Genomic DNA, 12,607 nt, shown 5'->3' with positions numbered 1-12,607 from the left:
CGCTAAAAGGGCAGTTAGAAACCAAAACCACACGAAGCTTTAACCGCCTGGGTGAGTACCAGTCCCCAATCCCCAGATCAAAGGGTCTATTCGATTCAAATGATAACTGTTGTATCTCTGCTAATACAAGATACTTCTTTTGATGGATGATATAAATTGGTTTTTGTGTGTATGGCTAAATTTTATAAAAATAAATCACAAATTATTCAAAAATCATGAAATAATCGTGAAAAAAGTTATTAAACAAACTTAAAATGCAGCTGTTAACCTTTATAATCCTGCTGATTTAACCCAAAGGAGTTTTGAATATGTGGTGTGGGTTTGGAAAATCAAGCGCAACCTTTGCTGTTACTTGCCTGGTGACTGCTAGTTTAGTAATTGCAGACACCGGTTTCGCAGCCCCTCAGCGTAGCTATACGCCCCAGCAGTTCCGTGAGGTATTGCGGGGATTAGGCTATAAGGTCAAGATAACAAACACTGCTTTGACGGACGAAGAAACTAAAAAGGCAATTCGAGAATTTCAGACGGGCTATAAGCTAAAACCAGTTGATGGGATAGCAGGGCCAAAAACCCAAGATTTTGCTGCTAATATCGTTAAAATTCTGCACACAAATTTGAATGCAGTGGTGAAGCCCAATCCTCCCATCCCGCGCGATCATTTTTATGGTTCCCGCACGGAAGAAGTGGTGAAGGAATATCAGAAGAAATATCAGCTGCAAGAAACTGGAATTGCTAATTTAGCACTCCGCCAAAAGCTGAATGAAGAAGCAAAGACAGTTGTGAGTCAGCCAACAGCGACACCGACAGCGACACCAACGGCTAAACCGACAGCGAAACCGACAGCGAAACCGACAGCTAAACCAACGGCTAAACCAACAGCTAAACCAATGGCTAGCCCAACAGCTACCCCGACAACTACACCCTAGTTGCCACAAACAACTCCTACCCCAGAACCACTCAAGTCCTCTGATTTGGTTCTTCTAAGGGTCTGCTTTTGGGTGTAGGTAGAATTGGAAGGCGGTCATTGTAAGGCATAGGAATGTACTGCACGCTAGGTCTCCCCCCTTGGGATTGTGGGTACAGATCCATGAGATCGTAAATAGAGTGGGGCAGTCCGACAGTGACGGGCAGCCCCATTTCTATTGCTTCTTCAATAGTGATGGGATAGTCGTGAGTGACGTGCCCAGTTGTTAGGGCTTCGATAATCGGTTCGATATTTTCTGGCAGAACTTTTTGTTTGGGTATACTGTCTTTCAGGAGAGTCCGCACAAATCGCTGCACTTGCTGAATTGCTTTGCGTGATAGGTCAGCCATAATTCAATACGGTTCAGTTAAGGCTAAAATCCTTTTTTTAACGAACCGCAAAGGACGCAAAGGACGCAAAGGACGCAAAGGACGCAAAGGAAGAGAAGTGAAGAGAAGCTTAACTGAACTGTATTGAGCCATAATTAACGAACATTCCGCTTTGCTTCATTCGCAATGACAGGTTTTGGATCATTTATTGTTTGGAACACTCTTACCTTAACCTCTCACAGATGGTCGCCAAATCTTGATAGTGTCGTCATCACCACCGCTAACTAGGGTTTGTCCATCGGGACTGAAGGCGACGCATCTAACATAGTTGGAATGCCCTGTAAGTGTACTGATTTCTCTGCCACTGTGTACGTGCCACAGTTTGATAGTGTTGTCCCAACTGCCACTTGCGAGAAATTGTCCATCCTGGCTAAAGGCGACTGACCAAACGGAATCAGCATGACCAATGAGAGTACGAATTTCTCTGCCTGTATTTACATGCCACAGTTTAATCGTGTTGTCAGCACTGCCACTAGCGATAATTTCCCCGTCCTTGCTAAAGGCGATACAGTTGACAAAGAAGGAATGACCTGTGAGTGTATAGATATTTCTGGGGGTGTATCCTTGCCACAGTTTAATTGTGTAATCATTACTGCCACTAGCCACTAGCTGTTTATCCTGGCTATTGGTTGCAGGGGTTTTCGGACAGTAAGCGACTGATGAAACTGCGTCGGAATGACCTGTGAGAGTTTGGATTTCTATGCCAGTACCCACTTGCCACAGTTTGATTGTGCAGTCAGCACTGCCACTAGCCAGAAACTTGCCATCTGGACTAAAGGCAACAGAATTCACCCAGTTGGCATGACCAGTGAGAGTACGAATTTCTTTGCCTGTGTTGACATCCCATAATTTGATGGTGTTATCCCAACTACCGCTAGCTAAGATTCCCCGATTCAAGTTTGTAACTCCCGCAGATTTGCCGGAATCTCCTTGATAAGAAAAGTTTGCAGAAATTGGGCTAAAGGCGACGGAATGAACCATACTGGAATGACTAGAAGACCAACGACCCATTTGACGCACTAGCTTGCCAGTACCTATTTGCCAAAGTTTGATAGTCTTGTCATTACTGCCACTAGCAATAAATTGCCCATCTGGGCTAATGGCGATCGCATGAACCATACTAGAATGACCTTTAAGGGTCTGCACACATTGCCAGTTCTGTCGATCTAATACAACAGGTGGAGGTAGTTGCTGTCTAGGTGTGACAATTAAAGTAGAAGTTATTTCTGTTATATCTTCCCCAGCATCAGGGCCCAATAAATCCAACCATTCCTGCACAGATTGGGGACGGTAGGTTGACTCCAAATCCATGCCGCACATAATAGCCTGATTTACCCTGTTGCTGATGTTGGGATTAAAATATTGTGGTGGTTCTAAATTAATATTGTGACGCCTATCATCTGCACTTGTTGGTACAACTGCGGTAAGCAAATTATACAAAGTAGCGGCTAGGGCATAGATATCAATGTATTCTCCTCGTGGCGCTTCTGCTTCATACTGTTCAGGAGGGGCAAACCCAGGAGTGCGATATACAGTATGCCTTTGAATTACATTAGGAATAAATTCTCTAGCAATGCCAAAGTCTATCAGCACTGCTTCTGGTTTATCAATGCGGATCATGATATTGCGTGGTTTGAGATCCCGATGCAGCAGTCCTTTAGAATGGATTAGGGTCAAAGCGCTGCCAATTTGTCGGATATACAGCAGTGCTTCTGCTTCTGATAGCAGCCCTATTCGCTTCAAACGCTGTCCCAAGTCTTCGCCTTCGATATAATCCATCACCATACAGGGCAAATTCCCCTCATCAAAGATGGTTTCTATCTGTACTATATGAGGATGGTGGCACACAGCCAGCCTAACTGCTTCATCACGAAAGTCTTGCCGTAACTTGTTTCGGTGGAGTATCCAGGCGGGATGATTCAGGATTTCTTCTTTGAGGGTTTTAATCACTCGCTGTTGATTCCGTTGATTTCTGGCAAGATAAGTGATGCCAATTCCGCCTTCACCTAGTTGGCTTTCGATAATGTAGCGTCCCCCGAATAAAGACTTTCCTGCATTCCACACCATTAGTAATATTTGACAATTGCTGGTATTTATTTTGGCACGGCATCAGAACAGCCCACCGAAATTTTTGGGAATTCCATTTGAATTGCTGTTGTAGATTTTTACAACTTAGTTACTTAGAGAACATTTTCATTAACCTCAATAATTACTAATAGTATAAAGTTGGATATATTCTCATAGTTTTAGCTCAACTATGTCTTTACACTAAAATTTTTAGTTGATTGCTCATGCTAGAGTAAACGATGACTTTAGCCATATTTGTTCATAATAATTTGACTTGTCGATAATCTAAAATTATGCTAAAGAATCTAAATCTGAAACAAAAATTTACAATTCTGCTACTGGTAATTCTGACATTCGGTCTGAGCTTGACTGGATTTGCTCTTTCCTCTCTACTTAGAGAAAATGCTAAACAAGATATTAGCTCAACTGGTCTTATGCTCATCCAAACAATGAGTTCTGTTCGTAAATACACCAGCACTCAAGTGAATCCAGAGCTAGTTGATAAATTGGCTACTGAATTTCTGCCGCAAACCGTACCTGGATACTCAGCACGGGAGGTATTTGAAATTTTACGAAAAACAACAGAATACCGTGATTTCTTTTACAAAGAAGCAACTCTCAATCCGACAAATCTTCGGGATAAGGCTGATGGTTTTGAAACAGAAATTGTAGAAAGGTTTAGAAATAAATCAGACCTTAAAGAAGTAAGTGGATTTCGCTCAATTCCTGGTGGGGATATCTTTTATATTGCTCGTCCCTTAGATGTTTCTGAAGAAAGCTGTCTGAAGTGTCATAGTGTGGCCCAAGCTGCACCTCAAAGTATGATTACTCTTTATGGCGCAGCTAATGGATTTGGGTGGAAGCTTCATGAGATTGTCGGCGCTCAGATTATATCAGTACCAGCGAATAATGTCATCAGTAAAGCGAATCACTCTTCTTTACTAATTATTTTGATTGTATCAGCTATATTTATCGTGACTATCCTGTTAGTCAACTTGTTCTTGAATCGACAAGTTGTGATGCCTCTCAAACGTATGACTCGCATAGCTGAGGAAGTCAGTACGGGACATATGGAAGTTGAATTTGAGCAGATGTCTAATGACGAAATTGGTAATTTAGCTAAAGCCTTTAAACGGATGCAGTTAAGTTTAGAAATGGCAATGAAAAGAATCAAACGCACCCAAGGAGGTACAGGGGATTAAATTCAAAATTCAAAATGACGCTCTCTACGAGACGCTAAAAGCGTAGCTTGCTTCCCTGTAAGGGTACGCAGACTCTCGAAGAGAAGCCATGCCGTTCGCGTAGCGTCTCGTAGAGAAGGCTTTACGCTGCGCTAACAAAATTCAAAATTGTTTGACTTAAACCCAGATAATTAGTTAAAAGATGAAAAATTATTCCTAAATCTGTGGTGTATAAGTCTCTATGAGAACAAGCTTTTTTTGAATTCAAAAGCTGCTTGAAAGCTAGGAATTTCCCTAGCTAAGAGTTCAATAAATTGGTCAGGTGAAATATCAGGATTTTGAGCTAATATTTCTTCTATAATCAGATTTGCCATTGGGCCAATGTGATAAGCTAGCTGTTGCTGACAGTGTTTAACAAATGCTGGTTGGAGTGAAGGTTGTTGTTGTTCGATTCGCCCAGTTTGTGGATTAGTCGGTGAACTAAAAATTGTTTCTTCAGTTTGGTTATATGATTGCGATATGTCCGACATCGCCTGAAATTCAGGGTTAAATACCGTGGGAGGCAAATCATCAACCATGATTGCAGGAGATGCTGCTACTTCTAGTTCTTCAATACGCTGTAAATCTATGATAATTTCCCTGGCTGTTTGGTATCGCTTGTTAGGTCTATCTGCCAACATGCAATCAAGTACTTGAGCGAATTCATCAGTAACATAGGTATAATAACGCCAGTTCCACTCTAAGGAGTATTGATCCATTAGTAAAGATGGATCTCTACCTGTGAGTAGTACAATAGCAGTTACACCCAAAGCATAAAGGTCACTAGAGGGTGAACATAAACCCAAGCTAATCTGTTCGCGGGGAGCATATCCCACTTTCCCGACGAGGGACATTTTGCCAACAAATGTTACCTGCTGGTTAGAATTTCTTCCCTCGTTTATATCAGTAATTTGTTTACCTACACCAAAGTCAATCAGCACTGGCAAATTATTGCCATCAGGTAACATGATGTTGTCAGGAGAAATATCTCGATGGATAATGTTATGTTGGTGGACATATTCCAAAACAGGCAGCAGATTCTTTAGCCACTGTATAACTTCGTCTTCAGAAAAGTTTCTCCCTTGACGTTGAAGTTCTCCTAGTAGTCTAGAATATGTTTTACCATCGACATATTCTTGTACTAGGAATAGCCGATTATCTCCTTCAAAGCAAGCCAAAAACTTGGGAATTTGAGGATGTTGCAATTGATGAAGAATTTTTGCTTCTCTTTTAAATAAGTTGCGATATTGTTCCAGTCCACTTTCCCCTGTGCCAATGGGTGCAAATTCTTTGAGAACACAAGCTTCATTAAAACGACGAGTATCAAAGGCCAAATAAGTTCGTCCCAGTCCTCCCTGTCCTAGAAGTTTTTGGATGATATAGCGGTTATCGATTAGAGTTCCAGCAGCTATTTCTGGCCTTGTGATATGAGACTGTGACATCATCATCGCACTCCTAGCGATTTTATTATTGATAAATTATCTAGTTTGCTGAAAGTCAGAAACTCTAGCAGATAAAGGCTGATAACATCCTTAAAATTGAGGTTAGCACTACTGTCTAGACAAGGAAATACACTTTTCTACAATCTTCTGATGGTCTTGTGTTATCAAACAAACAGTTTTTACTTGGGTAGCTCAATCATACTACTCATACTTAGATATTTTAGCCGCCGCGACATCATCAGTGTCTGCGGTCATATCTGCGAATGGGGAGGCAAAACTCTTCCCCTGCCCCCATTTCTCCCCCTGCTTCCCCTGCTTGCCTCAACCAAGAAATTCCAAAACCTACGCAGTATTGCGGCGGGATTGGCATATATACCCAGTGCAATATGCTGCTGATGCGGCTTAGTCTTATTGCTTCCTGGTTTGGGTGGAAGCGTTGCCCGTAGAGAGAGCTTATCCCCCCTCTGATGCACTCTCACTCCAATCAAGGCTTGCTTTAACCGCTCATTTACGATCTCGATTGTCGATTTCACTGCACTAAATTTGATCTAAAATTACTCTGTGATTGCGGGTGATATAGGGTGTTTCCAGACAATAATATCAATCCTAAATCACAAAGCAGTTTTATTCAGATATGCAAAAAGCCGCCAAATGGCGGCTTTTTAACTATGGGCAGTACCAGACTCGAACTGATGACATCCTGCTTGTAAGGCAGGCGCTCTACCAACTGAGCTAACCGCCCGTTTGACTAATCCTTAATTAATATAGCAAAACATTTCGTATTGCGCTAGTAGTTTCAAGAAAATCTTTTTTTCTCTTATACTGACTCAGTATTCAATTACTCAGCACTGGCTCAACGCCCCGCTATCGCTAACAGGATTTAGGATGCCCTCTGGTCGAACGCACGATCGCATTACTATGTATGCTCTGCCATTGGTGGCGGGCGTTACTTTTTGGCAAACTCGCAGTAGCAGTGCGACTTTGTTGGTTGCAGGCGGGTTTCTCTTTGGTGGGCTGATGTTTGGCCCCGATTTGGATATTTACTCTGTGCAATTCCAACGCTGGGGTTTCTTGCGCTGGATTTGGCTACCTTATCAAAAAAGTCTCCGGCATCGTTCTTTTTTATCCCACGGGCCGATTATTGGCACGATTTTGCGGATACTTTATCTCGGCTGTTTACTTGCTATTTTGGCAATTTTCGTTTTGGCGATCGCTCAAAGGTTGTGGAATCTGAGTTTTACTTGGCAAGATTTGGGTGTAACTGTGGGGCGATCGCTCCTGCAATACGATACTGAATATATCGCCCTCTTTTTAGGGTTGGAACTCGGTGCGATGAGTCATTCTCTCAGCGATTGGGGGGGATCGGCTTATAAGCGGGTAAGAAAACAGGGTGTTCGGGGGTTGCTTCCTAGTGGCAAAATTAAGAGGCGGAAAGTGAGGGGTGGTAGTCGGCGGGCGAGAGTGAAGAAATAATTTTTTTAAACGCAAAGGAACGCTAAGGGAAGCGCAGAGGTACGCAGAGGTATGGAAAAGCAAGAAGAGAGTTTGGCGGCGTTGCAGGAGTTGATTGAGGTGGTGGCGAAGTTGCGATCGCCTGATGGTGGTTGTCCTTGGGATTTGGCGCAAACTGCCGAAACGTTGACTCCTTATGTGATTGAGGAAGCTTATGAGGTGGTGGATGCAATTAAGAGTGGGGATAAAGGGGCGATCGCAGAAGAGTTAGGCGATTTATTATTACAGGTGGTATTACAAGCCCAAATCGCTAGTGAATCGGGGCAATTTTCTCTTAAGGAAATCACTCAGGGAATTTCCCAAAAGTTGATTCGCCGTCATCCTCATGTATTTGGTGATGTGTCGGTTGCCAGTGTGGATGAGGTACGGCAAAATTGGGAACAAATCAAAGCTGCGGAAAAGGGTGAAGCATCTCCAGACGCCCAAAAATTTAGTGCTAAACTCGCTCGTTATGGGCGTACTCTTCCCCCACTGACGGCGGCGATGAAGATTTCTCAAAAAGCTGCTGCGATCGGGTTTGAATGGGAAAATATTCAGGGCGTGTGGGATAAGTTTCATGAGGAATTGGGAGAGTTTCAACAGGCTGTGGCTGAGGAAACACCAGCGCGACAAGAAGCAGAATTAGGTGATTTACTATTTGCAGTTATTCAGCTAGCCCGTTGGCATAATCTTGACCCCAGCACGGCTTTAAAAGGCACAAATCAGCGCTTTGTCCAGCGATTAGAAAAAATGGAGGCGATTGTTGACCGTCCCCTTTCTGATTACAGTTTGAATGAGTTAGAAAACTTGTGGCAGCAGGCAAAAGCTCAACTTGCTCAAGAAGGGAGTGGGGAGTAGGGATTGGGGACTGGGTACTGGGTACTGGGTACTGGGGATTTGGTACTAGGGATTTGGTACTAAGTAAGTCGGCACAATAAAACCAAACTGTGTAAAGAAAAATAAATAAGGCTTAAACCCTCTCTCCCCCTGCTCCCTGCCCCCTGCCCCCTTTTATCCCAACAATAATTATTTACGCCGACTTACTTAGGCTAGGGATTGAGAAGAGATAAGGAAGAAACTTGTTTAAATTTCTCCCCAGTCCCCAATCCCCAATCCCCAGTCCCCAATACCCAGTCCCCAGTCCCCAGTCCCCAGTCGCTTCTTCAAGATTTTTTAGCATCGAACCATTTATCATATAGCGATTGATAAGTACCATTTTCTTTGAGATTCAGCAGGGCTTGATTAATTAATTTGCGGTAGGGACTATTGTTAGGCAGAATGATGCCGTAGCTTTCTTCACGCAAGATACTGCCAACAAGTTGTACCTTACCCTTACCTTCATTGGCAGTATAGAAGAGGAGTACAGGCGCATCAAACACCACGGCATCAGCCTTTTTTGTTTGCAGAGCATCGTAAGCTTGCTCTATCTTAGGAACTTCTAAAATTGAAATATGATGTTCTCGCAGGTATGTGGCTGCTGTGCTACCCGCAGTTGTTGCCACTACCTTGCCGGGTAAATCGTCTACACTCCTGATATCGCCCTGAAGCTGTTGTAGTGTCAATGATGTGGTAGCGCTGGCTGTAAAGTAGGCGACAAAAAGTACTCCAATAAACATCCAGATTACAGCTATTAGGCGTCCTATTACTCCTTTGGGCATTTCATCAGCTTGGGTTGCTAATGTGGCAGCTGCCCACCAACAGGCTTTAAAAATTCCCGGAAAGTATGATTGAGAAATCATCCCATCTTTGTGGTGGCGCTCAGATAACCAAATAATATGGGCTGCTACGACAATTAGCACTAGGGCAATGCCTATTACCTGCAAAAGGCTAGCAGAAAAAAACAATTGCAAAATATTTGGAAAGGCTCTGTTGTTGTTCTCTGGGTTTCTTACCATAATTTGCAGTCCCCCAGCAAAAATAGGTAATGAGAAATCAAAACTCTGCTCACGTTCGGCTGTAATCGAGATGGCTGCAATCCCCAAATTAGCTTTTTTGTCTTTAATAGCAGAAAGCAGTTCTGGGACAGAGGAATATTCAATAAATTTCGACTCTACACCTATTTGATTAGCGATGCTGTGCCAGAGATCGATACTGAATCCTGATAGCTCACCTTTGTTTGATATCACAAAAGGCGGTATAACTCGTGTAGCAACTAATAATGATTGTTGTGGTTGTGGTTTTTGGGTTTGTCCTGGAGACGCCATTAACAACAATGCCAGAATTGTGCTTACTAATCCTATGCAGGTATACAGTCCTAAGAAACCCTTGGTTTTGTTTTTACGGTCATATCTGCCAATCAGGCTGTTTCTCCCAGCCATAAGTTGGTGAAATTGACTAGCGATCGCATTTATCATCAGAATTTTCTTAGGGTTATGTGCAATGTTCATTTATCATGCCCACCCTATATCAAATATCAGGTTCGCGATCGCCCAATTTTTTCAGATTTAGGGGGATTGGGGACTGGGGACTGGGTACTGGGAAACCTGGATTTCTCACTTGTGAGAAATCCAAGGGGTGTGGGAGGTGTGGGAGGATGGGGAAGAAGTTTTCCCCCCCACACTCCCCACACTCCCCACACTCCTCTTCCCCTGCTCCCCTGCCTCCCCTGCTCCCTGTTCCCTATTGAAATAAACCTCTATCTTTTGAGCAATAGTTTTAAGATCAGCTTTTAGCGTACATTTGGGATTATACTCGCCTGATGTTTTCTCTGGCCTGCGCTTTTTAGTCTTTGCAAAGTGAGCAACATGGATGTAGACGAATTTAGTCAACAAGTAGAGACATTGCGCTCACGAGTGACGGGATTATTGCAAGGTATTGCAAGTCAGCCCTATTCACAACAAGAGCTAACAGCAGAAGCTTTTGAAGAACTTCAAATCAGTTTAGAAGAACTGAAAATCGCCTCAGAAGAACTACAAGCAACACGAATGGTAGTAGAGAAGGAGCGTCAGCGCTACCAAGAATTATTTGATTTTGCGCCTGATGGTTACTTGGTAACTGATACATTTGGCACTATCCTGGAAGCTAACCGGGCTGCTACCATACACCTCAATGTTTTACAGCGATTTTTGATTGGCAAACCACTGCTGACTTTTGTTGCCAAGTCAGATCATCAAGCTTTTTTTAATTACCTAACTCAGTTGCAGCAGCTTGACAGAGGTGGGGAATGGGAAATGTGCATACAACCACGGGAAAAAATCTGTTTTGATGTTGCGTTGACAGTAGTTACCGTCCGTAACGAGTTAGGTAAGGCAGTTGCCCTACGCTGGCTAATGCGCGACATTAGCCAACGCAGGCGTTTAGAGTCGCAGCGCCAGCAGTTATTTGCTAATGAACAAGCTGCCCGAATTGCAGCCCAAGCGGCAGAGAGGCGCTCTAATTTTTTGGCTGAAGCAAGTCGTATATTGGTATCTTCTTTGGATTACCGTACTACCCTAACCAGCATCGCCCAATTAGCATTGCCTACCCTCGCCGATTGGTGTATTGTAAATGTCGTCGAAAATAATTTGGCAGTTTTCAGTAACCCAATCATCGCTGCATCTGAACCCACGAAGGAAGCACTGATCCGGGAACTGCAACAAAACTATTCAATTCCTGTTGATGCTGATTATGGCCCACCGAAGGTTTTACGCACTGGTAAGCCAGAACTACTTATAAATATTCTTGAGTCTTCATTACAGAAAAAGGCCTCGAACGAGGAACACCTAAATCTGCTACGCCAACTTCAAGTTAAGTCTCAGATGGTGGTACCACTCTTGGTGCATAAACGCAAGCTGGGGACAATTCTATTTGCATCTGCACAACCAGGACGACATTACACTATTGCTGACTTAGAAATGGCTGAAGAACTTGCTCAACGGGCAGCGTTTGCCATTGAAAATTCACAGCTTTATCAGCAAGCCCAAGAAGCTAACCGGATTAAGGAAGAATTTTTAGCGATCGTTTCCCACGAACTTCGTACACCTCTCAATTCTATGCTGGGTTGGGTTCAGTTAATACGTAATCGAAAATTGGACGAAAGAACTACTTCTAATGCGTTAGAGACAATTGAGCGGAATGCCAAACTTCAAAGGAAACTGATTGAAGATATTCTAGATATTTCACGGATTGTACAAGGTCAAATCCACCTAAATATCCGTAAGGTTGATTTTGTACCGATAATTCAGGCGGCTATTGCAGCTATACATCCCACCTCTGAAATTAAGGATATTCAAGTTGAGTCTAATCTTGACTCCTGTGTTGGTCAAGTTATGGGTGATGCAGAACGCCTCCAACAAGTCGTCTGGAATTTGCTCTCTAATGCCGTCAAGTTCACACCTAGCAGGGGACGAGTTGAAGTATGTCTAGAACAGATAAACTCAAATGTTCAGATAACTGTCTCTGACACAGGTAAGGGAATTAGTGCTGACTTTCTACCTTATATCTTTGAGCGTTTCCGTCAAGCTGATAGCACAATTACTAGAGTAGACAATGGTTTGGGGTTGGGGCTAGCTATTGTCCACCACTTAGTAGAAATGCACTCAGGTACAGTCTACGCAGTTAGCGAAGGGGAAGGACAGGGAGCAACATTTACAGTGCTGTTACCTTTATTAGAACCGCAAGTCAAGCAGTTAATCAAAGAGAGTGAAGTAAAAATCGATAACCTCTCATTGCTCGATGGTTTGCAAATACTCCTTGTAGATGACAATGCCGATACACGTGAGTTAATTGCCTTCATTCTTGAAGAGTCTGGAGCTAGGGTAACGGCGGTTAGTTCAGTAGGTGAAGCCTTGGAAGCACTAGGACGATTACAACCGGATATTCTAGTCAGTGATATCGGAATGCCAGATGAGGATGGTTATTCTCTGATTCGCAAAGTGCGGGCGCAGGAAGCAGAGCAAGAGGAGAAGATTCCAGCTGTAGCACTAACGGCATTTGCGAGAGATGAAGAACGCAGGCTAGCTCTGCAAGCTGGATTTCAAGTTCATCTATCCAAGCCAATCGAGCCAGAAGAGTTGGTGAAAGTGGTAGCGAATCTTGCCAAAGGTAGTAAATAAG

At 43.3% G+C, this 12,607-nt stretch carries 8 protein-coding genes, 1 tRNA gene and 1 pseudogene; 5 read left to right on the top strand and 5 right to left on the bottom strand.

Annotation, left to right across the window (positions count from 1 at the left end):
* Positions 1–308 precede the first annotated feature (308 nt).
* Positions 309–926 carry a peptidoglycan-binding domain-containing protein gene (locus V7K76_RS03845; protein WP_334950549.1) on the top strand — a complete coding sequence of 206 codons (618 nt, stop codon included), beginning with the start codon at positions 309–311 and terminating at the stop codon, positions 924–926.
* Positions 927–957: 31 nt separating this feature from the next.
* On the opposite strand, the pseudogene V7K76_RS03840 reads toward V7K76_RS03845, so the two are convergent.
* Together V7K76_RS03840 and V7K76_RS03835 are read right to left on the bottom strand one after the other, a co-directional pair.
* Positions 958–1,317: pseudogene (locus V7K76_RS03840) on the bottom strand (SDH family Clp fold serine proteinase); the annotation flags it as partial.
* Positions 1,318–1,521: 204 nt separating this feature from the next.
* A complete protein-coding gene (locus tag V7K76_RS03835) occupies positions 1,522–3,420 on the bottom strand; it encodes a serine/threonine-protein kinase (protein ID WP_334774444.1) in 1,899 nt (632 codons plus the stop codon).
* Positions 3,421–3,713: 293 nt separating this feature from the next.
* Here V7K76_RS03835 and V7K76_RS03830 point away from each other — a divergent pair, with 293 nt between their 5' ends.
* Positions 3,714–4,622: a Tll0287-like domain-containing protein gene (locus V7K76_RS03830; protein ID WP_334774443.1), complete on the top strand. Its 909-nt coding sequence runs from the start codon at positions 3,714–3,716 to the stop codon at positions 4,620–4,622.
* Positions 4,623–4,840: 218 nt separating this feature from the next.
* Here the strand turns inward: V7K76_RS03830 and V7K76_RS03825 are convergent, their stop codons facing one another.
* Together V7K76_RS03825 and V7K76_RS03820 are read right to left on the bottom strand one after the other, a co-directional pair.
* Positions 4,841–6,082: a serine/threonine-protein kinase gene (locus V7K76_RS03825; RefSeq protein ID WP_335029688.1), complete on the bottom strand. Its 1,242-nt coding sequence runs from the start codon at positions 6,080–6,082 to the stop codon at positions 4,841–4,843.
* Between the two features lie 669 nt (positions 6,083–6,751).
* A tRNA-Val gene (locus V7K76_RS03820) sits at positions 6,752–6,824 on the bottom strand.
* A gap of 143 nt (positions 6,825–6,967) precedes the next feature.
* Between V7K76_RS03820 and V7K76_RS03815 the strand changes: the two genes are divergently transcribed.
* Together V7K76_RS03815 and mazG are read left to right on the top strand one after the other, a co-directional pair.
* Positions 6,968–7,555: a metal-binding protein gene (locus tag V7K76_RS03815; protein ID WP_334774442.1), complete on the top strand. Its 588-nt coding sequence runs from the start codon at positions 6,968–6,970 to the stop codon at positions 7,553–7,555.
* A 51-nt stretch (positions 7,556–7,606) separates the two neighbouring features.
* Positions 7,607–8,431 carry a nucleoside triphosphate pyrophosphohydrolase gene (mazG, locus tag V7K76_RS03810; protein WP_335029672.1) on the top strand — a complete coding sequence of 275 codons (825 nt, stop codon included), beginning with the start codon at positions 7,607–7,609 and terminating at the stop codon, positions 8,429–8,431.
* Between the two features lie 305 nt (positions 8,432–8,736).
* Here the strand turns inward: mazG and V7K76_RS03805 are convergent, their stop codons facing one another.
* On the bottom strand, positions 8,737–9,927 hold the full coding sequence (locus V7K76_RS03805) for a transporter substrate-binding domain-containing protein (RefSeq protein WP_335029687.1): 1,191 nt from the start codon (positions 9,925–9,927) through the stop codon (positions 8,737–8,739).
* A 390-nt stretch (positions 9,928–10,317) separates the two neighbouring features.
* On the opposite strand from V7K76_RS03805, the gene V7K76_RS03800 reads away from it, so the two are divergent.
* Positions 10,318–12,606, top strand: coding sequence for a hybrid sensor histidine kinase/response regulator (locus V7K76_RS03800; RefSeq protein WP_334774440.1), 2,289 nt, complete (start codon positions 10,318–10,320; stop codon positions 12,604–12,606).
* The last annotated feature ends 1 nt before the right edge of the window (position 12,607 follow it).

The sequence above is a fragment of the Nostoc sp. genome (genome assembly GCF_036917975.1).
Taxonomy (GTDB): Bacteria; Cyanobacteriota; Cyanobacteriia; order Cyanobacteriales; family Nostocaceae; genus Nostoc.
Note: the sequence above shows the minus strand (reverse complement) of the source record. Positions and strands in the feature narration are given on the sequence as shown.

Excerpts from the sequence above, each read along its gene's own strand:
- V7K76_RS03845 (WP_334950549.1), top strand. The coding sequence starts at position 309 with ATGTGGTGTGGGTTTGGAAAATCAAGCGCAACCTTTGCTGTTACTTGC.
- V7K76_RS03835 (WP_334774444.1), bottom strand. The coding sequence starts at position 3,420 with ATGGTGTGGAATGCAGGAAAGTCTTTATTCGGGGGACGCTACATTATC.
- V7K76_RS03830 (WP_334774443.1), top strand. The coding sequence starts at position 3,714 with ATGCTAAAGAATCTAAATCTGAAACAAAAATTTACAATTCTGCTACTG.
- V7K76_RS03825 (WP_335029688.1), bottom strand. The coding sequence starts at position 6,082 with ATGTCACAGTCTCATATCACAAGGCCAGAAATAGCTGCTGGAACTCTA.
- V7K76_RS03815 (WP_334774442.1), top strand. The coding sequence starts at position 6,968 with ATGCCCTCTGGTCGAACGCACGATCGCATTACTATGTATGCTCTGCCA.
- mazG (WP_335029672.1), top strand. The coding sequence starts at position 7,607 with ATGGAAAAGCAAGAAGAGAGTTTGGCGGCGTTGCAGGAGTTGATTGAG.
- V7K76_RS03805 (WP_335029687.1), bottom strand. The coding sequence starts at position 9,927 with ATGATAAATGCGATCGCTAGTCAATTTCACCAACTTATGGCTGGGAGA.
- V7K76_RS03800 (WP_334774440.1), top strand. The coding sequence starts at position 10,318 with ATGGATGTAGACGAATTTAGTCAACAAGTAGAGACATTGCGCTCACGA.